Here is a 20,090-nt window from a genome sequence, read left to right as displayed (position 1 = left end):
ATCCCCGTTGGTGAATAACCTCTTTCATGAAGGTTTTAATTCGGATACCCGATGGAGCCAGATCCATATACGGTTTCTCAGGCGCTTCATTTATTTATACGCCTTCTTTTATTTTGATCGCCATCTCTTTTCCGCTTTGTAGTGCGGCTTCTACGGTACCGGGACTATCGCCTGTGTATAGCGCTTCTCCAGCAAAATAAATAGTATCTGCAACGGGTGTGGTCAATACTGCCTTTGCTTTTTCAGAATCAGGCATGCCATAGGAGTAGCCGCCATGTATGGCTTGTTCCGTTGACCAGTTATGGATAAAACTTTGATCCAACAGGTCCGCAATGTTTGTTGCATTAAATATTTTAGAAAGCGAGTTGAGTGCTTTTGCCAATAGATCAGGTTGAGGTCCTGCTGCATTCGGGCCTCCCAGCCACCCTGTAAGAATTAAGCTATCTTCAGATTGCGTCCACCATACCGGCACATCTTCATCACTTAACACAAACCCGATATCTCTTTTCCAGAAAGCCTGTTTGAAGAGCAGGTTGAACTTAATAACGGTTCCCCATCCGATCTGCTGTGCTGCTGCTGTGTATGCAGGAAGAGCAGGAGAAAACTGTATGCTTTCGTTTTGTAAGATGTTGATAGGAACGGTGACGAGTACTTTGTGTGCGGTGTAAGTCTGGTTCTGTGAAGTGACCGTTACCTTACCCGGCTGCCATGAGATGTTTTGCACGGTTTGGTTCGTGATAATATTACATCCTTTGCCAAGGTAATTGATCAGGGCTGTGTAGCCGTTTTCAATTCTGAAGTTGGTGCCTTGTTCCAGTGTCCATTCATCGTACAGATATTTTACGCTTACCTTGTTCAGGTCAGCGAGGTCGTATCCTTCCACATATCCCTGTACATGATTACGAAGTGCTGCAAATTGACTGGCAGGGTAATATTGATCCAGCAATTGCTGCATGGTGGTTGTTTCAGCAGCTTTACCCATATGTCCGATCAGGTTATCCCAGTCTTCCATCCAGCTTTCTTCCTGTTTGAGCTCTCCATTTTCTGCGAGGGCCATTTCACCATTGATGGGGTGATAAGGAATGCCAGCTTCCTGTAACAAAGACAGGGTGATGGGCAGTTCGCCATGTATGAATTCAGCACCGGTTTCAATATGAATACCGGGCGCAGGGTAGCGGGTAGTCGTTCTGCCACCCGCTTGTGGCCGCGCTTCGAGTATGGTGACGTTGTATTGAGTGGAGAGTTCTTTAGCTGCCATAAGACCAGCAGCGCCGGCCCCAATGATGATGATTTCCTTTTGTGCTGACATATTGTAAATGTAAGATTTTCCATCTGGTTTGAAACTGGTAAACAGGATGAAGTGGTAGCGTATGCATCGCTGTATATGTATTTGCCATTGGTGCTGTTGCGTATGCAGGTAAACCGACCTGGAAGGGGGGTAAATTGAACGTTTTGGTGTATGGGGTGTTATTAATTTTATGCCTGTACTGGCGGTTGTTCCTTTAACATTGATTGGGTAGGGGGATATTATTGACGTCGATAAGGGTATCAAGTCTTAATACAACGCCGTTTTCAAGACGCATATATTCCACTTTTTCAAGGACGAAGAGATCGGCGATGCGCGAGGAGACTTCCTGCACCTGCCCTTCTTCGGATGTAAACCGGATGAGGCAGATGGTGCGCATAGTGGCCCAGGCCTCCAAACGATCGTAGTAGTCGCAATTAATGGGTTGATAGGTGGTACTCATGAAATGAAGATAAAAAATACTTGATGGATTTTAAAGACTAAAAATAATATACCAGGTTTATTGTCGAACGGCATCCTGCCAAAGGTACTGGCCCCCATTGCGTTTGCTGGAGTTGATGATCAATAACTGACTACATTAAAAGCGGCATTTTGTAATGCCGGTTTTTTTTATTACGGCTACTGCATAGGTCAGGAACAAAGACAATTGCATTGACAAATTATAACATTTTATAAAGAAATGCTATGGCAGGAGCGTAGTATCTTTGCATCACTTTACCCTAATTAACTGTATATATGTGTCGATATGGATTTTCCGTATACAAGCCACACTATGCTTGTTTTAAATGCCGTAAGACCTTTAAGAGGCGAATTTCTGATGACTGTTCCTGTTCCGGAACGGGTGGACATGCACATGCCAAGCTGGCCAAGTGTCCCGATTGTGGGGAGCTGATGGCTGATATGGGCATGGATTTCGAAGCTCCTGGAAAAGGAAAAATTAAGGCATGGGAACACCTGCGTGTATTATATTCAGTGGGCATCGCATTTCACTCTTGCGGTTGCTCCGGACCCGGGTATATCCCAAATACGAAGGAAGGATTGAAGACGCATCTGAACGGTTTGATTACCATTTACAATGGTGAATTGCAACAGTTGCGACAGGAAACCAACAAAGAAAAAGAAGAAGCAAAGGGTTATTGGACAGGTAAGATCAAATTATTAGAACAACGGTTATCGTTGCTGTAAACGGACTACTGTGACCTGACAGTTTGTTAATTCTGCCGCAATTATTTTACTGATTTCATCCCAATCTCCGCCCGCAAGACCAGCACCGATCAAAGGCATGCCAATATGTGCGCCTTTGAACCGGCTGTTTATTGCCTGCATGCAATGCCGGAATGCGAGAGGGTCGAAAGGTTTTTCGCCCCTGTAGTCGTATTGAGTATAGGCGTTGATGATAGTGAGCGGCTGTTGGCTGGGAAGGGTTATTGTTTGGTAATCTATTTTGCCGGGTTTAGTTCGGTCGCCCTTGTAATGCTTTGCTTCAAGGGGGAATTTGTCTGAACCGAAAGCTTTGGCGATAAGGGCAGCTATGCCCTTTTTTTGGGTGCAGAAGCAGTTACAGCCGTGTACAATGGCATCGAATTTTCCAGCTTTTGCGGCTACCAGCAGATCGCCTTCGACATAGGTGATTGGGGTGTTCATTGTTTGTTGAATTTTGAGAGGCGAAGATACTGGTTTTGTAAATGAGGTTGATGAGTCGACGGCTGGTGATTTTAATGATTAAAGCCCGATAATCTGATTGCTGGCCTTTATCTAAAAAAGAAGGTACATTACACCGGTTTAATAAAGTAGTTGTACATGGCATGGAATAAATATTATGTGTTTGTAAAAGGCGCTTACGACAAAGATCTTTTGTTAAAAGATTTCGAACCTGAGCAGGAAGTAAATTTATTTGAGACAAATAAACCGGAAACGTTGTTTGCGGGTGAATATAATGGTTGTTTGATTTTAGTGGACAGGGAGTTGCCTTTTGAGTTTTTATCTGCAGGATTGGGCGTACAGGCAAAGGCAATAATAGATATATTTCCGGAGACGGAGATAGGTGTATTGCTTGAGAATTCGACGGTGGGGGTGTATGGATATGCAGTGTTTAAAGAAGGTACCCGGATTCGTACTAAATATGGCTCAGAGGAGGAGGTGTATTTTGAATTTGGCAATCCGTTGTTGGAGGAGCAGGAGGCGCCGGATGAGCCGTTATTTGAAGAGGAGGAATTGGAAGAAATGGAAGAAGATGGATTGTCGCCACAAGAGATCAGGGAAATGGTAAGGTTTGCGAAAGATTTGAGGGTGCCGGGGAAATTGGTAGAGCGATTTTTGGGTGTCGGTTTTCATGAATTGAACCCGGCAGAGGTGAAGGTGACACGATATAAGCGGAAAACCAGTACAAATAAAATTTGAAGCGTACTGGATGAGGGGTAGAAGAGTTGTAGAGACTGGTTAGCAGGCTTTTAATCACTGCTAATGATTCAAAATCAGTAATGCATATAAGTTGATAATAAATTAATTATATATACCATGCAGCATAGCATGAAGGTGTGAACAGTGATTTATCATCGAATCATAACTTTACCGCCGTGAAACGTTACCTATATTGTTGCTTTACGCTGGCAACCTTGTTCATTGCATGTGGTAAAAATGAGAATGCTGACATAAAAGAACCCGGGACAACTCCAACAACACCGATTAACCCGGCTCCTGCAAAGGCAGATTCCGCCACCATTGTTATTATTGGTTCTTCCACTGCCGCAGGCATGGGAGCCAATCCAACCGATTCTTCCTGGGTAAACAGGTTAAAGCTGTCTACAAAGGATAATAAGCGGGTCCTAACTTATTTCAACCTTGGCATAGTCGGGCTCACCACTTACCAGGGTATTCCCAAGAGCTTTACTAAACCTGGTCGCCCTGCGACTGATACCCTTCACAACATTACAGCTGCATTATCTTTCCGGCCTGCGCTGGTGATCATGTCATATCCAACCAATGATGTGGCATATGATTATACAGATGATGAGATCATGGACAACTTCAATGAGATGATCCGTTTGCTGGATTCAGCGAAGGTGAAGTATATTATTTTCGGTACACAACCGCGCAACTTCCCGGATGTGGCTTACAGAACACGGTTGAAAAACCTGAATGTAAAGATGCAGGTAGCCTTTGGCGAGCATTTTAGCAATGTGTATGATACCCTGGCTGCTGAAGATGGAACGATCAGGGCAGCGGTGGCTTATAGCGATGGTGTGCATGTGAATAATACAGGGCATAACATATTGTATCATAAGATAGCGGATCATGCTATATTTCAGGGGGTGATTCAGTAAACGGAATCTGAAGCGGTACTAAAAAATGTCGCCTGTCTCTGCCACCGTCCAGCTACCTTCTTCAATTTCAGCTTCCAGTTCGGTATTATCCCATCCACAATAACCGATAAATATTTTAATATCCCGGGTCGTAAGGGTACCCTTATTAATATGTGCTACGGCGGTTTTAAAATCACCGCCATAGTACACTTTATCAATTATATGTGTACCATCCGGAATCAGGTCAGGTCGTTGGTGTACAAAGAAAAGATGTTCCTGGTCCACCGGCCCTCCTTCATACAAAGGGAATGATTGCCCGTTTTTAAACTCCTCCAGCTCAGTCAGTCCACGGGAAAATTGTTTATTCACCACAAATCCCATCGCTCCTTTTTCATTCTGTTCGGTAATGAAGATGATGACATCTTCAAATATGCTGGCATCCAGTAGCGAACTGGCGTGTATAAATTGACCTGCTTTCATCTGGTAAAGTTACAAGGATTTGGCTACAACCAGACCGTATTCGGCTACGAGAAGATTTTCAGGCAGGTCTACATTTGTCTAAAATCATAATCATATGAAAATCATAGTAACCGGATCATTAGGCAATATCAGTAAGCCACTGGCCATTTTATTAGTTGAAAAAGGACATGAGGTGACAGTCATCAGCAGTGATGAGGCAAAAGCCGAAACGATTATTGCTTTGGGCGCAAAGCCGGCCATCGGCAGTCTGGAGGACCCTGATTTCTTACAGGAAGCATTCAAAGGAGCAGATGCCGTGTATTGCATGACCCCTTTCAATATGGCAGAACAGGACCAACTGGGATACTTTACACGTATTGCCAATAATTACGTACAGGCCATTCAGACAAATAATATAAAAAGAGTGATCCACCTCAGTGGGTGGGCAGCGGAAGCGATCAAAGACCATAACGCGGAAGGCTTTTTCAATCACTTAAAAGATGTAAACGTGACCCATTTAAGACCGGGATCGTTTTATTCTAATTTTTACGGCCTTATTGGTATGATCAAAACTTATGGCATGATTATGTCCAACTATGGCGGTGATGATATGATAGCCTTTGTAGCACCGGAAGATATTGCAGATGTAGTAGTGGAAGAACTGGAAACACCTTCACAGGGAATTAAGATCCGCTACGTAGCCAGTGATGAACTTACCTGTAACGAAGCGGCAAAAATACTGGGTACAGCCATCGGCAAACCCGATCTGCAATGGCCGGCATTGCCTGCAGAACAGGTACTACAGGGTATGGAAATGATGGGTATGCCTAAAGAGCTGGCAGCTATGCTGGTAGCCATGCAGGAAGCGCTGCACAGCGGCAGGGTTCAGGAAAAATACTTTCAGCAACGGCCTGTACCGGGAAAACGGAAACTGAAGGATTTTGCACCTTTATTTGCAGCAGCTTATTAAATTTGAATATGCAACCATATAGAGTAAAATCCATTGGCGAATTTCACCAGTTAAGGGGTTTGCCCATGACAGGTCACCCATTGATCAGTGTGGTGCAATTCAATACGATCAAAGAGTTGCCCGTATTCGAGCCGAAGACATTGGTGCCAGACTTCTATCTTATTGCCCTGAAGCAGGGTTTTGCAAAAGGAGTAAAGATAAAATATGGTCAGCAGGATTATGATTTTGATGCAGGGGTTTTGTCGTTTATGGCCCCGGGACAGGTATTTGGTATGGAGATGGACGAACAGACCATGAGGGAAATGATGGCAATGAAGGACGCAAATGGATGGATGCTGATGGTACATCCTGATTTTCTATGGAATACGCCATTAGCAAAGAAGATGCGACAGTATGCTTTTTTTGATTATGCAGTAAATGAAGCGTTGTTTTTATCCGATAAAGAAGAAAATACGCTGGTGCATATAATGGATAATATAGAGCAGGAGATCTTTGCGAACATAGATACCTTTAGTCATAATATAACTATCTCATTGTTGGAATCATTATTGAATTATTCAGAGCGTTTTTATCAGCGACAGTTTTTGACGAGGCGAAGAAGCAGTCATCAGTTATTAACGCAATTGGATAATTTGCTGGAAGTATATTTTAAAGAACAACGGGGTTTGCCTACGGTGAGTTATGTAGCAACAGAACTACATGTTTCCGCAGATTATCTGAGTGGGTTATTGAAGGCGTTAACTGGGTTAAGTACGCAGCAGCATATACATGAAAAACTGATTGAGCAGGCGAAGGTACAGTTGTCTACGACCACATTGTCAGTGAGTGAAATTGCTTACCAGCTTGGGTTTGAGCATCCGCAATCATTTAGTAAATTATTTAAGACGAAGACGAATGTATCGCCGTTAGCATTCAGGCAATCCTTTAATTAGATATTAAAATGATGCCGGCCGCAGGCCATTAATCGCATAACAAAAAAACGCTTTTGTGTTCGACAAAAGCGTTTTTTTGTTATTTCATTGTTATGAATTGAATTTACAATTCCTTTGATTCTCAGTCTATTAAATCCTTTTAGCGTCCAACCATCCTCAATCATATTTTGCAATTCACTTTTAATACGTACTTTTAATTCGTTCACGTTGAAAATGACTCAGAGCGTACTTAGCGTCCATTAAAGACCCTTCACCTGGAAGGGACACGTTACATTCATATTTAATAGTTTACCTATGATCAAATCCGGTAACCCGTCTGTAAAGATTGCAGTAGCCATGTCGTTGCTACTGATGCCGTTTTGCGCCATGCCCTCAATGGCTCAAACCACCTGGCCCCAGGGTCAGTTATTGCCATCATTTCCTGCTACCGCACAAACGCAGGACCTGATTATCCTTCGCGAGACTTCCACGAAATGGGAAGCAGAAGGTTCTTCACTAAGTCATAAAACAGGCCGTTTAGAAACCGATGGCTGGCTTTGCCAGGTGGGTATCGACGCAGCCAACGACCATATGATATATGGTCCTTATGACAACACTATTCCCGCAGGTGCGAATGTAGCGGAGTTCCGTATGAAGACGGACAACAATACCGCCAACAATGATCCTGTTGTGGATATTGATGTGCGAGACGCGACAACGGGTGCTACCCTGGCGTCGCAAACCATTACCCGTACTATGTTTACCATAGCGGGTGATTATGTCACTTTCACATTGCCGTTTACCATGCCGGCAGATAACCATTCGATAGAACTGCGTATATATTGGCGGGGTTCGGCTTATACGAAAGTGGATTATGTAGCTGTACAGCAGAATAATTCTTCTGCAGAAATGTACTTATTTGCTTCACTGAAAGGTATTGTCAACAAGACACAACCACGTATCTTCTCTTACGAAGGAGATGCATTTGCCGAAGGTCAGTATACCTGGTTGAATTCTCTCGGGTTGAGCTATAACGATGTATCGGATAAGTATAGCCTGATCACCAAGTACCGTAGCGAAATCGGTGGTTTGATCGTGTATGATCCATCTCAGATCCATACCGTGAACCTGGCCACCATGCTGGCAAAGAATCAGAATGCGTTGATCTGTTCACCAACATTGCTATCCAAATTGCAGGCAGCGCCTTACAACCTGCCGATCTTAACAGATCTGCGTGGTGTGTATAGCAGCAAGATGGCGGTGTACGAGGCTATGTATAATACTTACTGGCCGAATGCAGACAAGCGTTTATTGATCGGGTTAGATCCTTCTACGCACAAAGCTGCATTGCGTGAATATGCCACGGCTATTGGTGCTGCGACCATCTGGCTGGATCCTGACGTTGCAGAGGAAAGTACGTTGTTGAATAGTTTTCTCGCATCAATGCCTGCAGGTGCTAACTTCATGGGTTGGTGGCAGAACGAAGGATCGGGTGTGCAAAGGACATCAACTTATGGTATCACCACTATTGCGAGTGACTGGTCTTCCAACCTCACCGTACATAGCGGTATGCCTAGAACAGTGAACCTGAAAGCAATGCCACAGAAACCAGCATTGCAGAATAAAATTTATGTGGCATTTATATTGAGTGATGGCGACAACCTGCAATATGTAGAACACCTGATGCGTAAACTGTGGAATGACCCGGGACGCGGACAGGTGCCGATGGGATGGACATTATCACCAGCCATGCTGGATGCGATGCCGGGTGCATTGAACTACTACTGGCAGTCATCAACAGATAATGATAACCTGATCAGTGGTCCTTCCGGCTATGGCTATACCTATCCTAACAGCTGGGATCAGGCGAAGCTGAACCAGTTTGTGGCGAAGACAGAAGATTATAATCAGCGTGCAGGATTTAGAGTGGTGACAATATGGAATACCATCACCGGTGGTATTAATCAGAATGTAGGTCAGACGTATGCAACGTATGCGCCATCACTGCTGGGGATGACTGCGCAGAATACCAATGGTGGTTTAACGATTTATAACAATACACTACCGGGTATGGCACTGAATTGTAACTATTGTACAACAGAGCAGACCATCAAAGATAATATTGCTTCTGCAGCTGCAGGCTGGAATGGTACATCGCCTAGATTTATCATTATACAGGCGCAGCCATGGCAGGGTGTAACGCCTACCAGCTTTAAGAATGCGGCGACAGCACTGAATTCCGATTATGTGGTAGTAAGACCGGATCATATCTTCCAGTTGATTCGTGAAGCCAATGGATTGCCGGTAGATTCGCCAAGCAGTAATTTGTTTAAGTTGTCAAAGGCAATGGGATCATCTGTACCTGCGCAGCAGCAGTCGGTGATTAGTTGTAAGTAATTGTTTTCGCGCTTCTGTTATAAACAGAAGCGCGAAAAACTTAAGCTGATTTTAATATTTTTAATTCACATCTTTTGTATCTTTAAAAGGAAATAACCCTCTATTTGTTAATCATTAAAGACAACCCACATGAGAAACATGAAAACCCTCTTGTCCCTTTCTCTGTTCACGCTGGTTTTATTGTTCTGCTCTTTTACTCCCATTAAGGAAGTAAAACAACCTGCTACAAAGTCAGCTGCTAAGATCGTGAACTATGCATGGTACACACCAGACGGTACGTTCATAGCATGGAGCACCCTGGCAAATGCATTGGTAGTAAGCGATGCAGACCTGGATCCTACTAACGGAACCGTGGTAGCTTATGGCTGGACTGGCGGTGGTTATGGCTTACCTCCATCCGGCACACTGGTGTATACGATCTATACACATCCGTGATGTAAATGATTGATGTAATCATTAAAACCGCTTTTCTTCTATTTGAAGAAAAGCGGTCTTTTCGTATAGAAGGCTGATGAAAATCTTATCCGGATACGCGTTTTAGTTAACCCTGATTGTTTTATTTTTTTAACCCTCACTATGAGTACATTGTCAACTTTTGAAGTCCCCTTCATTAATTTGTCTTACGAGTATTTTGCGCTGCCAGCTACTTATCCTGTACAGCCATATACATTAGAACAGTTACAACCTGCTTCTTATACTCAGACGAAGGACCAGTCAGGTTTCGTTACAACTATTCTGGCGCTGCCGGGGAATCTTGGTGTAGTATTGCCTGATACATTGCAGGTGAGTGTGGATGGTGATGATGTAGTGTATACGCTCAGCATTGGTCTGAATAATGAGGAGAACCTGGATACAAATGGCAGACTGGCCATGCTTTCATTTGCCATTGAATTTCCGGATGATGTAAGTGCGGAAGGGAAGTGGCGGATTGAGGTGGAGGGAGTCGCTTTAGCTAATGCCAGGGGCGGTAAGCTTGTGGGCAAGGTGGTGATGGATTCGAATATCCTGCCTTCCTGATGCAATGAAGATAAAATTGAAAAGGCGTATCCTTTTTGGGATACGCCCTTTTTGATACCTGTAATCTATTCGCAGATGAATACCAAGAAGTAAAATAGTCACCGCCTCATTTCTCATGGCCTTCCTGTTACTTATGATAGATCCCTTTAGCGCTTTATGACTTATATTTTAGCCAGAGCACATCATCTTCAATCCGTTTTACTTCTTCGAGTTTAAACAGCGCGGCGTCAAACCGTTTAGCTTTTGAATCTATTTCAAACATCGCCGGATTGTCGTGATTGCCATCTACAATAGGCAGTAGCAGGTGATGGTATTCATCAATGAGTCCTTCATTCAGGAAGCTGCCATTGAGGTGGCGGCCGCCTTCAACCATGAGGATGTCAATTTTAAACAGGTTGTATAGTTTTTCGAGTACAATATTCAGATCGATCTCTGCAGCGCCTCCAAAAATGTAAGATACCCCGATATCCTGCAGATGTGCCAGGTAAGCATCAGACACGCTTTCTGTAAGTACGGTCACAACATGATCGCCATGCATCTCTGATTTTTCCCATCCTAATTTCGCCTGCGCATCGATGGCAATCGCATAGGTGGCTGCATCCGGATTAGCGTTGACGTCCGTGCGGGGAATGGAGGGAGTACCGGGTTTATAGATGGGCTTTGCAAATTTTGTAAAGTCCTTTTCCATGGTGGTACGGCCTACGATCCATGAATAACTGCCTATGAGGTTGTGTACTTCTTCAAATTTGCCGCCCAGTTTTTTAATCTGAGGACTGTCGCCCCATTTGTCGCCAAGGATCTTACCGTCCAGGGTACTCATCATCAAACAGATGGTATATGGTCGTTGTTTCATATTATTAAGTTACTTGTAAGTTTTTTTTTGATTCTTTGTAAGTTTTGGAAAGGTTTTGCAACTAACAGAGAAATGGCAAATATAAAAAGTTATGAATGAAACGCAATTTTTACAACTGATCGGGCAGCATCAGGGAATCATTCATAAGATATGCAGGTTGTACCGCAATTCGAAGGAGGACAGGGAGGATTTGTTCCAGGAGATCGTATTTCAGTTGTGGAAGTCGATAGGAACGTATGGAGGTACGGCGGCATTCAGTACATGGATGTATAAAGTAGCGCTGAGTACGGCGATCGCAGCCTATCGAAAGCGGGTGCCGACGATTGTGTATTCGGATGTATTGCCGGATAGGGCGGAGGTATTGGATGAGCGGGGGGCAGAGTTGTTTGAGGTGCTGCGGAAATTGAAGGATGATGAGAAGGCGATCATTACTTTGTATTTGGAGGGGTTGAGTTATAAGGAAATGGGGGAGATTATTGGGGTGACGGAGAATTGTGTGGGCGTGAAATTGAATAGGATTAAGGCGAAGGTGCAGTTACTATTTAAAAAATGAGAGGAGATTGCTCCTGGTAATTATTGAGAATTAGAACGAAGATTTAGTGACTATTAAACATGAGTGAGGATTGTTTCTGATGATTAAAGAGAAGTGAAATGAAGGGTAAGTAACTATTTAAAAAATGAGTGGAGATTGCTCCTGGTAATGAGAGAGAATTGGGAGGAGGATTTAGCGACTATTTAAATAATGAGTGAAGGGGAGGGGAGTACCCTGATAACTATAGAGAATAGAAATGAGGGTTAGTAACTATTTAAAAGATGAGTGAAGGGAATTACCCTGATCTTAAAAGAGAATTGAGACGAGGATTTATCAACTAATTAAAACATGAGTTATGGAAGATCTTTTTGCTGCGTGGAATGATGTAAACACAACTTCTGCACTACATATCGGGTTATTGCGTGAACGCCAGCATCCGGTATTGAAACAAATTCGGAGACAGATGGTGATAGAGCTGGTGGGGTTTGTGTTGTTTTTGACTGTGTATTATGATTTTTTCGATGGGGATCGCAAGCCAGTATATGCCAATGTGTTATTGGTGGTGGCGATGTTAGGAGTGATAGCAGGAAATATAGTGGGATATGTATTTGCAAAGCAGGGCGTGATTGGGATGAATTTACGGGAATCGTTGAGAATGCATTTGGAGAAGATGAAGGTGTATGCGGTAGTAGCGGTGATGGCTAGGAGCTTGATGATGGCGAGTGTTATGGTGTTTTTTAATGCAGGATGGGTAGTTGTAATTATTTTTATCGTGATGTGGATGGTATTGGTGGGAATATGGGTGTGGAGGATTAGGAAGTTAGACAGGGTTTATAGTGACTTATCGGACCCGCTTGATTTCGGGAGACCGCTGTGATCGAGGTAGGATTGAACTAAAGAGGTGTTGGGGATCTTGTAATTGGAGTGAACAGCCGTGATGAAGATAGAATCGGATAAGTTCGCAGTGGTATCTGGTTTCCTGTTAATTCCGCCAACAACCATGATATCTATATACTCCATTCAATTTACAGCACCTTTCTAAACCCGGTTGATTTCGGCTCGAAATCCTGATTCTGATAGAATCTATGCGCAGCCGTCCTTTCGGCCCGGTTGCCACTGTTAACTAAAAGATAGGTAGCGCCCTGTGCTTTTGCAAAAGCTTCCGTATGTTGGATAAGGGCGGCACCTACACCTTCTTTTCTATATTCCTGTTTCACCACCAGCGCCTGAATTTTAAAATAAGTACCATCCTGTTCCCAGGCAAGTTGCTTGTTGATACCAATATACCCAATGACTTTATGATCGGCGACAGCTACAAAAGTGTGGTAGCCTGATGCCGCCTGAATAGCCTTCATTCTTTGGGTAATTTGAGCTTCAGTAGAGGGGTAGCCAAGTTCAATAGTGAGAACGGTGGTGTCAGGGATGTCAGTATCAATATTGAATGGTCTGATGATAAAGCTCATTGATAAATGGTTATTATACAAATATACTAATCAAAGGGCAATCTGTAGGATAACAGCGTTCGCGCAGGTTTGATATCACATACATAGGCATAAGCTACTTGAATAATCATTGCATAGCTTAAAATTATAAGGTTTTACCTGGAAAGCAGCATCAAAAAATATCAGTAACTCATCAGAAAACAAATCAATGGCGCATAATTATAGAAAATAATTTCATGAGTACTTCTAAAAATACCTAATTTGCACCCCATATTTTAATCGCCCTATACAGCATTATAACCCATAGCAAAACAGCATTGTTTTTATGAAATATTTATTAGCATTCTTATCCCTATTCTTTGTCATTTCTGGAAAAGCGCAGTATTACAATGATGTATTATCATATAATAACAACGCTTATGCTACCAACGGTTACAAAATAAAAACAAACATCCCTTTTTCAAACCGCTTCGCCATGCCGACTATCTGGATAGAAGGGTACGATTTTACAATCCCAGGCTATACCTTGAACTTAACAATTTCATCGTATGTTTTGGGAGATACCTTAACCCGTACTACTGTGTCTTCTTCTGGTGGTTCAGCCCCTCCAATAAAGATTGGTAATGAAAATGGCAAGATGTCTATTTTCCTTGATTACAAGAATGGTTATTATGTACGCTTTCATGTTCGCGCCTTTGCACAGGGTATGAGTGAGACAGCAGCCATGTTTACCGGTTGGTCTGTAGTCGATTCTGCATTGATTCCCGAGGCAACGGCCGTCAGAGATATACCTTATCGAAATGCATTCGCTGGCACCGTGAACCTGCCTGATAGCGTCATTTCCACAGCAGATGGTAAATTCGGTATCGGTACACTCGCGCCCAAGGCATCACTGGACGTCGGCACGATGGTGGATGATACTACTACAGCCATCCTAAGCCGATTATATATAGGTAGCACTACCAAAGATGGTACCTATCTGGGCGTACATGCTTATAACACGGATGGAAGTGCACCAATGTTTGGTCTCATTCATAAATATTTCGGCAATTTAAATTCAGGGCTCATCTTCAACATGGGGCCAGCATCAACCCGGTTCGGAGGTTATCTTACTTTCCTGGTAAATGATGGTACAGAAAAAATGCGCTTGGATGCCGATGGGAATCTTGGAATAGGTACTACGCCTACAGGCACATTCAAACTCGCTGTAGCAGGTACGATTGGTGCAAAAAAAATTCAGGTGACCCAGTCCGGCTGGCCTGATTATGTCTTTGATAGCCATTATCAGCTACCCTCATTAATGGAAATTGAGAATTATGTACTACAACATAAACATCTGCCCGAAGTGCCTACAGAGAAAGAAGTGACGGTGAATGGACTGGACCTCGGAGAGATGAATAAGATCCTTGTGAAAAAAGTCGAGGAACTAACCTTATACCTGATTGAGGAGCATAAGCAAAACCTCGAAAATCAGGAGCGGATGAAGAAGATGGAGCAGGAACTGGCAGAGATTAAGAAAGCAATTCAATAATATGATCATTCTCCAACGCCGGCAGATAAATCTCTCAAAACTCCTTTCTATCCATTACTTTTACATCGCAAATTAAGGATGATGAACCACTACAATTACTACCTCTTCGACTACGACGGCACCATTTGCAATACTTTTCCCACCATTCACTCCGCCATGAGCCAGACCTTTGAAAAAAGCGGACTGAACACCATCGACGAAATAACCATGCTCACCGCCGTCAGCAAAGGTGGTGCCTTACACGATACGATAAGACACCTGCATCCCGAACCATCGAAACTCAACTTCGAAGATGTTGAAGCAATCGCTAAAATATACCGGGAACTATATAAAGAATGTGACGAAAAGCTCACCGTACTATTCGAAGGAGCCGCCGCTGTTTTTGAAAAATTAAAAGCGCAGGATAAAACCATCATTGTCCTCAGCAATAAAGGCATTGCCGCAGTAGAACGCTCCTTAAAAGCACTGAATCTTTTCGACCTGACAGACCTCCTCATCGCCGAAGGCGCCTTCCCGGATTTAGCTTTAAAATTGAAACCCGATCCGATGGTTTACGAAACCATCATCACACAAAAATTCAATATTAAAAACAAGGAAGAAGTACTAATGACCGGCGATACCCATGCCGACATTCTCTTCGCCAACAACTGTGGCATCGCCTCCTGCTGGGCCGCCTACGGATATGGCCAAAAGGATGCCTGCAAAGTATTGAACCCAACCTACACCATCCAGGAAATTACAGAAATTATATAAAAAAACCGCAAACATTTCGTTTGCGGTTTTCAATTTCCACTTCTTTATTTCTTCAATATCCAATCTTACCACTTCAAAGTCTAATCTTATCACCTCAAAGCCCATTTCTTTATCGCCTCAAAGTCCACTTCTTTATTTCTTCAATATCCAATCTTATCACTTCAAAGTCTAATCTTATCACCTCAAAGCCCATTTCTTTATCGCCTCAAAGTCCACTTCTTTATTTCTTCAATATCCAATCTTATCACCTCAACCCCATTTCTTCATCCCCCCACATCTAATTCTTTATCAACTTAACACTCCCTACCCTCCAATATTGATTACCCGAAGTCATTGTCGCTAAAAATCCTAATGTCACCTCCTCTTCCTGCTCCAACGTAAACTTAACTGATACCGTCGCACTCACATACGTACTGCTGGGAAATGATCCATACCCCAAAGCCCCCGAAAGCCCACTAATATCAGGAAGTGCGCTGCCCGCCGCTGCCACTATATACACCGGATCCAACGCCTCTGTATAACACGCTACCTGGAATATATAATTCCCCGCAGGCAATGTCGTCGTCTGTGAAATCTTTCCATTCACAATATTCGCCGTTCCACTCCATCCTGATTCCATCACCAGGAACCCGCCTGCATTCAACCACGTCTCTGATGCATATCCGCCATAACCTGAGTGATTGATCACATTCGCACTCGTCACCCATGGCGCTGCCAGCGTACCCCAGCGTCCACCATCATAAGTAGCGCGATCAAAAGGACCTGTATTCTTCAGGTACAACGCTGTCACATCCGCTTTCACAGAAAATACCTCAAATGCTGTATAAAAGGTATCTATTGCCGTAGCATTGGGCAAATAAGCCGTTTGATAACTAATACTCGTTCCGGATTTGAACGCAGGCAATGTCGTAGTCATGTCTGTAAGAACAGACAATACCAGCGTATCATGCGCACCCCCCGTATTATCTGTATACTTAATCCGCATGCTCACCGTACCTGCATCACTGCTGGCATCTGCCCACTTTATCAACGCGGATCCATCGTCCAGCATCTCTGCATTTGCAATACCCCTATTGATCAGTGCACTCTGATAGAGGTCCCCATATACATTCGCAGATGTATTTACGGGGATAGATATATTGTCATGCGCATCATAGGTCCTGATCTCAAAACTCATCAGTCCTTCCGGAAGATCAGGTATGATCACTTTTGCTGTGTCCACACCAGATGTCCTTGTCACAGGCACCTCTATTGAATCCTGTCTGCTATTCCAGAACACCTTGTACTTCGTGATCTTAGGATCGGAAGTAAACAACCCCCTGATCTCCGCCCTGTTCTTACCCGAAAAGGCTTCTACAGAATCCATTTTGCCCGGATAAACTATGGATCCATTACCCATATATTTATCCCTGTATTCATCCATTTTGGTACATGCAAACAATAATGTCAACATGCCTGATATTATAAATGCTCTTTGCATCCTAAAAGATTATAAGTGATTAATTACCCCATAGCGTGAACTCTGCTATGTTTATAAAGTATGAACCCTGCCAGTTGGAAAGACTTCTGATCCTTACATACCGATAGGCCGTTTGTAACGCTGGAAAATCAAACTGCCAGCCATTATATGCAAGCGTTTGATCCGCTGTTGTCTCTGTACCTGAAGCAGAGCCTGAAGGTTTCGTAACATGGCAGGTAACCAGCCTGGTCCAGCTTTCATCCAAAGCGCCACTTAAATTCGGTGAATTGGATGCCCATATTTCAAAGTCCTTTACATTCCCTCTTACATAATACAAACTGCCCACTTCCTTATAAGGATTTACCTGCATACGGCTGAAGATATGTGGTTTGCCAAGGTCCAGTGTCACCATCTGTGAAGAGCTGGCCTGTTCTACTGTAAATAAACACTGTGGCCAGCCGGGATGAAAATTACCGTCATAGATATAAGACACATCTGTACGACCACCATTGTTCAATATCTCCGCGTCACCAGGCAACACATAATTGCTCCAATCTGATTTAGGGAGTAACTGTTCGAATATAGGTGTTAACGTTTCATATAGCGTATCTGAATAATTCAGCCATCTATCCCTTACCACAAATGCATAGTGTCGCTCTATAGCTGGTTGTTCCCTGACTGAACTGGTGATGACTGGACTATTACTATAAATATTATCCATACCAGTCGTCTGTACCCATACACCATTCCCTGTGGTATCTACCAGTGGAATGATCGCTAGGTTTTCTTCTGTAGGATTGTCACAGGTGAGATTGAAACCACCAAATGTAGCCACTACTTTCAGTGATCTTAAGGCCAGGTCAATAGGCGGTGTCAGTGGCTGTACGGTAACGGTGACAGCCTCACTTGCTACTTCACTGGAATTTACCGCGTAGAGTTTAATGGTATGTGGCAAGGTATCTCCAAAGCCATCTACTGTGAGTGTGTTCACATAGTAAGATGCTTTTATCTCTCTTGGATGACCTGCAGATGTTTCATATTCCGCTTTTACATAAGATAGGTCCTCATCAGCCGGAAGTGTATACGTTAAGGCTGATTTCCCATTCAGGTTCACCACCTTTACATTGGTTACTGCACCAGGAGCCGAACTGTTCTTTGAAACGGGGCTGCGCAAATCATCCCTGGTACAGGATGCCGCTAATAAAATTAAAGCGATGATATATGTTAACTTCATGTGTTGTCGGTTTTTACCAGTTAGGATTTTGAACCAGGTTCGGATTTTCCAGTATGTCATCTTCATCTATCGGCCACAGGTAATCACGTGGCGCCACGAAATGCCTTGCCAGGAAAGAAATTTCACGATAGTACAACTCCGGTGTTTGTCCGCTCACTACCCAGCCGGTAATATTGCCACTCAGTTCCTGTGCCGCCGTTTTCCAACGCAACAGATCCCAGAAACGATGTCCTTCAAAACAAAGTTCTATCGCACGTTCCCGCTGGATGATAGTACGCATCCCTTCTTTGGTGGTATATTTCGTAGGGTTCCTGCTATAAGTGGCCCAGGCGTTCTGCACCGTTGTCAAACCTGCTCTTGCCCTTACGCGGTTGATGTATTCATAAACATCATTCTGTGGACCCTGTGCTTCATTCAATGCTTCGGCATACAACAAATACAGGTCTGCCAGCCGCATTTCAGGATATGGATAAGAAGGGTAGGTGAGGGTATTCCAATCCATATGCCAGTTCACCGTTTTCTTCATATAAAACCCGCAGACAGGCACTGGTGATGACTGGCTCGTTTCACTACCCCTTGCCTTCAGCCAGAAGGTGTTTTCATCGCTTTTTGATGGGCTGTTCGCCATATACCAGATGCCCCTGTCAAAACCAAGATCTGCGTAATATCGAGGCTCTCTGTCAAAGTTTAACCGCGCGGTCGTTTCTCCTTCTTTGATATTAAATCTTTCATCATGACTGGCTACCCGCAGGGTAGAAATATTAGAGAAGTCAAGCGTTTTGTCTTCATCAATAGGCACTCCATTCTTTGTATAAAATAACTTTGCCATTTTGATGGTAGGCCCCATTAATGGATGTCCGGCTGTCTTTGACGCCACTGCATTATCAAAATCAAACTGGCCAATTCCACAACGTTGTAAGAAGGTACACGCCCATGTAATACTGGTGGTGTTCCCCCATATCAGCTCACTATTCCATGGCTCGCTCATGGAGTTACGGATGCTCATTTGGGTCATGGTAGTAGCATTCAGCGGAATGGTCTGTGCAGGGAATTCGTACAACTTTACTCCCTGTGCTGTAGCAAGGTCAATGGCCGCTTTGCACGCATCTGCTGCATGCTGCCATTTCTCTGCGCTGTAAGCAGGATTAAAGAGCGCAGCCCCATCTTTATTTCTAAAAGCAGCATAGTCTGAATTACCATTGTACAAAGGACTCGCAGCTGTGACGAGCAATTTTGCCTTGAGCCCCAATGCCGCCGGTTTGGTAATGCGACCCAGTTCTGATGAAATATTATTGATACTGTTTGGCAAATGCAGGGCCGCTTCGTCCAGCAGATTGGCAATATAATTCACCACACTATCCACCGGCTGGCGTTTTACATACGTTTCTTCAATGGCCACACTGATAGGCAGGTTCTTATCAATAACAGGAATTGGACCATATGCCCTGAACATGAGGAAATGATAGTAGGCTTTCAGAAACGTTACTTCAGATATCCAACGCTCACGGGTATCGATGTCCAGATCCGGTACTTTACTAAGATTACTGATGTTTTCCAGGAAAATGTTACAATCCCTGATCGCTTTATAACTTGCGGTTCCGTCTCTGTCGCCAGTCATGAAATTGGCGATAGGACTTGAAATATTCTGATCTCCATAAGGCAGGCGAAGCACGTTAGTAGACCTGATTGCACTGGTAGGGTCAAGTACAAAGACCTCATCGCTGGCAGATAAACCTACATTGTAAGTAGGGTCGAAACTGATGGGGAGATACGAATAACAGGTAAATAAATATTTCTCAGCTTCTGTTTTGGAAGTAAAGGCATTATCAATGGTTGCCACATTATCAGGTACCACATCCAGGAAATTCTTTTTGCAGGATGTAGTCAGCAATGCCGCAATTATGAACAAACGAATAATTTTCAT

General features: G+C 43.6%; 21 protein-coding genes. 12 read left to right on the top strand and 9 right to left on the bottom strand.

Annotated features, from left to right (window positions below; genetic code table 11):
• Positions 1–94 precede the first annotated feature (94 nt).
• Both SIO70_RS24440 and SIO70_RS24435 read right to left on the bottom strand, forming a co-directional pair.
• Positions 95–1,309 carry an NAD(P)/FAD-dependent oxidoreductase gene (locus SIO70_RS24440; RefSeq protein WP_320575172.1) on the bottom strand — a complete coding sequence of 405 codons (1,215 nt, stop codon included), beginning with the start codon at positions 1,307–1,309 and terminating at the stop codon, positions 95–97.
• A gap of 193 nt (positions 1,310–1,502) precedes the next feature.
• Positions 1,503–1,748: a hypothetical protein gene (locus SIO70_RS24435; RefSeq protein WP_320575170.1), complete on the bottom strand. Its 246-nt coding sequence runs from the start codon at positions 1,746–1,748 to the stop codon at positions 1,503–1,505.
• A gap of 293 nt (positions 1,749–2,041) precedes the next feature.
• Here SIO70_RS24435 and SIO70_RS24430 point away from each other — a divergent pair, with 293 nt between their 5' ends.
• Entirely contained in the window at positions 2,042–2,491 is a 450-nt protein-coding gene (locus SIO70_RS24430; protein ID WP_320575169.1) for a hypothetical protein, read from the top strand.
• Here the strand turns inward: SIO70_RS24430 and SIO70_RS24425 are convergent.
• The gene (locus SIO70_RS24425; protein WP_320575167.1) at positions 2,477–2,950 is read right to left on the bottom strand and encodes a macro domain-containing protein; all 474 of its coding nucleotides are present in this window, start codon (positions 2,948–2,950) and stop codon (positions 2,477–2,479) included. The genes SIO70_RS24430 and SIO70_RS24425 overlap by 15 nt on opposite strands.
• 156 nt (positions 2,951–3,106) lie before the next feature.
• Here SIO70_RS24425 and SIO70_RS24420 point away from each other — a divergent pair, with 156 nt between their 5' ends.
• Both SIO70_RS24420 and SIO70_RS24415 read left to right on the top strand, forming a co-directional pair.
• Positions 3,107–3,706 carry a hypothetical protein gene (locus SIO70_RS24420; RefSeq protein WP_320575166.1) on the top strand — a complete coding sequence of 200 codons (600 nt, stop codon included), beginning with the start codon at positions 3,107–3,109 and terminating at the stop codon, positions 3,704–3,706.
• Positions 3,707–3,882: 176 nt separating this feature from the next.
• Positions 3,883–4,629 carry an SGNH/GDSL hydrolase family protein gene (locus SIO70_RS24415; RefSeq protein ID WP_320575165.1) on the top strand — a complete coding sequence of 249 codons (747 nt, stop codon included), beginning with the start codon at positions 3,883–3,885 and terminating at the stop codon, positions 4,627–4,629.
• Between the two features lie 18 nt (positions 4,630–4,647).
• On the opposite strand, the gene SIO70_RS24410 is transcribed toward SIO70_RS24415, so the two are convergent.
• A complete protein-coding gene (locus SIO70_RS24410; RefSeq protein WP_320575164.1) occupies positions 4,648–5,088 on the bottom strand; it encodes a YqgE/AlgH family protein in 441 nt (146 codons plus the stop codon).
• 94 nt (positions 5,089–5,182) lie between these two features.
• Between SIO70_RS24410 and SIO70_RS24405 the strand changes: the two genes are divergently transcribed.
• From SIO70_RS24405 to SIO70_RS24385, 5 genes are all read left to right on the top strand, one after another.
• Positions 5,183–6,037 carry an NAD(P)H-binding protein gene (locus SIO70_RS24405; RefSeq protein ID WP_320575163.1) on the top strand — a complete coding sequence of 285 codons (855 nt, stop codon included), beginning with the start codon at positions 5,183–5,185 and terminating at the stop codon, positions 6,035–6,037.
• 8 nt (positions 6,038–6,045) lie between these two features.
• The gene (locus SIO70_RS24400) at positions 6,046–6,969 is read left to right on the top strand and encodes a helix-turn-helix transcriptional regulator (protein WP_320575162.1); all 924 of its coding nucleotides are present in this window, start codon (positions 6,046–6,048) and stop codon (positions 6,967–6,969) included.
• A gap of 294 nt (positions 6,970–7,263) precedes the next feature.
• Positions 7,264–9,345, top strand: a complete 2,082-nt coding sequence (locus SIO70_RS24395) for a GxGYxYP domain-containing protein (RefSeq protein ID WP_320575161.1) — start codon at positions 7,264–7,266, stop codon at positions 9,343–9,345.
• A gap of 129 nt (positions 9,346–9,474) precedes the next feature.
• Positions 9,475–9,780, top strand: coding sequence for a hypothetical protein (locus SIO70_RS24390; protein WP_320575160.1), 306 nt, complete (start codon positions 9,475–9,477; stop codon positions 9,778–9,780).
• A gap of 141 nt (positions 9,781–9,921) precedes the next feature.
• On the top strand, positions 9,922–10,362 hold the full coding sequence (locus SIO70_RS24385; protein ID WP_320575159.1) for a hypothetical protein: 441 nt from the start codon (positions 9,922–9,924) through the stop codon (positions 10,360–10,362).
• 154 nt (positions 10,363–10,516) lie between these two features.
• On the opposite strand, the gene SIO70_RS24380 is transcribed toward SIO70_RS24385, so the two are convergent.
• Positions 10,517–11,215 (bottom strand): RibD family protein, encoded by a 699-nt coding sequence (locus SIO70_RS24380; RefSeq protein WP_320575158.1) that lies wholly within the window; start codon positions 11,213–11,215, stop codon positions 10,517–10,519.
• Between the two features lie 91 nt (positions 11,216–11,306).
• On the opposite strand from SIO70_RS24380, the gene SIO70_RS24375 reads away from it, so the two are divergent.
• Together SIO70_RS24375 and SIO70_RS24370 are read left to right on the top strand one after the other, a co-directional pair.
• Positions 11,307–11,768 (top strand): sigma-70 family RNA polymerase sigma factor, encoded by a 462-nt coding sequence (locus SIO70_RS24375; RefSeq protein ID WP_320575157.1) that lies wholly within the window; start codon positions 11,307–11,309, stop codon positions 11,766–11,768.
• A gap of 334 nt (positions 11,769–12,102) precedes the next feature.
• Positions 12,103–12,624 (top strand): hypothetical protein, encoded by a 522-nt coding sequence (locus SIO70_RS24370; protein WP_320575155.1) that lies wholly within the window; start codon positions 12,103–12,105, stop codon positions 12,622–12,624.
• 148 nt (positions 12,625–12,772) lie between these two features.
• On the opposite strand, the gene SIO70_RS24365 is transcribed toward SIO70_RS24370, so the two are convergent.
• Positions 12,773–13,210 (bottom strand): GNAT family N-acetyltransferase, encoded by a 438-nt coding sequence (locus SIO70_RS24365; protein WP_320575154.1) that lies wholly within the window; start codon positions 13,208–13,210, stop codon positions 12,773–12,775.
• A gap of 304 nt (positions 13,211–13,514) precedes the next feature.
• Here SIO70_RS24365 and SIO70_RS24360 point away from each other — a divergent pair, with 304 nt between their 5' ends.
• Both SIO70_RS24360 and SIO70_RS24355 read left to right on the top strand, forming a co-directional pair.
• Positions 13,515–14,720: a hypothetical protein gene (locus SIO70_RS24360; RefSeq protein WP_320575153.1), complete on the top strand. Its 1,206-nt coding sequence runs from the start codon at positions 13,515–13,517 to the stop codon at positions 14,718–14,720.
• A 78-nt stretch (positions 14,721–14,798) separates the two neighbouring features.
• Positions 14,799–15,473 carry an HAD family hydrolase gene (locus SIO70_RS24355; protein WP_320575151.1) on the top strand — a complete coding sequence of 225 codons (675 nt, stop codon included), beginning with the start codon at positions 14,799–14,801 and terminating at the stop codon, positions 15,471–15,473.
• 277 nt (positions 15,474–15,750) lie between these two features.
• On the opposite strand, the gene SIO70_RS24350 is transcribed toward SIO70_RS24355, so the two are convergent.
• Genes SIO70_RS24350 through SIO70_RS24340 form a run of 3 tightly spaced genes read right to left on the bottom strand, consistent with a single transcriptional unit; the run spans position 15,751 to position 20,090 of the window.
• Entirely contained in the window at positions 15,751–16,926 is a 1,176-nt protein-coding gene (locus SIO70_RS24350) for a DUF4998 domain-containing protein (RefSeq protein WP_320575149.1), read from the bottom strand.
• A 46-nt stretch (positions 16,927–16,972) separates the two neighbouring features.
• Positions 16,973–18,166, bottom strand: coding sequence for a DUF5000 domain-containing lipoprotein (locus tag SIO70_RS24345; protein WP_320575148.1), 1,194 nt, complete (start codon positions 18,164–18,166; stop codon positions 16,973–16,975).
• A gap of 13 nt (positions 18,167–18,179) precedes the next feature.
• Positions 18,180–20,090, bottom strand: coding sequence for a RagB/SusD family nutrient uptake outer membrane protein (locus SIO70_RS24340; protein WP_320575146.1), 1,911 nt, complete (start codon positions 20,088–20,090; stop codon positions 18,180–18,182).

It is taken from the genome of Chitinophaga sancti (assembly GCF_034087045.1).
Classification (GTDB): domain Bacteria; phylum Bacteroidota; class Bacteroidia; order Chitinophagales; family Chitinophagaceae; genus Chitinophaga; species Chitinophaga sancti_B.
This window is presented reverse-complemented; position numbering and strand designations above follow the sequence as displayed.

Bases quoted from the DNA above. Each gene is read 5' to 3' on its own strand.
- SIO70_RS24440 (WP_320575172.1), bottom strand. From the start codon at position 1,309: ATGTCAGCACAAAAGGAAATCATCATCATTGGGGCCGGCGCTGCTGGT.
- SIO70_RS24435 (WP_320575170.1), bottom strand. From the start codon at position 1,748: ATGAGTACCACCTATCAACCCATTAATTGCGACTACTACGATCGTTTG.
- SIO70_RS24430 (WP_320575169.1), top strand. From the start codon at position 2,042: ATGTGTCGATATGGATTTTCCGTATACAAGCCACACTATGCTTGTTTT.
- SIO70_RS24425 (WP_320575167.1), bottom strand. From the start codon at position 2,950: ATGAACACCCCAATCACCTATGTCGAAGGCGATCTGCTGGTAGCCGCA.
- SIO70_RS24420 (WP_320575166.1), top strand. From the start codon at position 3,107: ATGGCATGGAATAAATATTATGTGTTTGTAAAAGGCGCTTACGACAAA.
- SIO70_RS24410 (WP_320575164.1), bottom strand. From the start codon at position 5,088: ATGAAAGCAGGTCAATTTATACACGCCAGTTCGCTACTGGATGCCAGC.
- SIO70_RS24405 (WP_320575163.1), top strand. From the start codon at position 5,183: ATGAAAATCATAGTAACCGGATCATTAGGCAATATCAGTAAGCCACTG.
- SIO70_RS24400 (WP_320575162.1), top strand. From the start codon at position 6,046: ATGCAACCATATAGAGTAAAATCCATTGGCGAATTTCACCAGTTAAGG.
- SIO70_RS24395 (WP_320575161.1), top strand. From the start codon at position 7,264: ATGATCAAATCCGGTAACCCGTCTGTAAAGATTGCAGTAGCCATGTCG.
- SIO70_RS24390 (WP_320575160.1), top strand. From the start codon at position 9,475: ATGAGAAACATGAAAACCCTCTTGTCCCTTTCTCTGTTCACGCTGGTT.
- SIO70_RS24385 (WP_320575159.1), top strand. From the start codon at position 9,922: ATGAGTACATTGTCAACTTTTGAAGTCCCCTTCATTAATTTGTCTTAC.
- SIO70_RS24380 (WP_320575158.1), bottom strand. From the start codon at position 11,215: ATGAAACAACGACCATATACCATCTGTTTGATGATGAGTACCCTGGAC.
- SIO70_RS24375 (WP_320575157.1), top strand. From the start codon at position 11,307: ATGAATGAAACGCAATTTTTACAACTGATCGGGCAGCATCAGGGAATC.
- SIO70_RS24370 (WP_320575155.1), top strand. From the start codon at position 12,103: ATGGAAGATCTTTTTGCTGCGTGGAATGATGTAAACACAACTTCTGCA.
- SIO70_RS24365 (WP_320575154.1), bottom strand. From the start codon at position 13,210: ATGAGCTTTATCATCAGACCATTCAATATTGATACTGACATCCCTGAC.
- SIO70_RS24360 (WP_320575153.1), top strand. From the start codon at position 13,515: ATGAAATATTTATTAGCATTCTTATCCCTATTCTTTGTCATTTCTGGA.
- SIO70_RS24355 (WP_320575151.1), top strand. From the start codon at position 14,799: ATGATGAACCACTACAATTACTACCTCTTCGACTACGACGGCACCATT.
- SIO70_RS24350 (WP_320575149.1), bottom strand. From the start codon at position 16,926: ATGTTGACATTATTGTTTGCATGTACCAAAATGGATGAATACAGGGAT.
- SIO70_RS24345 (WP_320575148.1), bottom strand. From the start codon at position 18,166: ATGAAGTTAACATATATCATCGCTTTAATTTTATTAGCGGCATCCTGT.
- SIO70_RS24340 (WP_320575146.1), bottom strand. From the start codon at position 20,090: ATGAAAATTATTCGTTTGTTCATAATTGCGGCATTGCTGACTACATCC.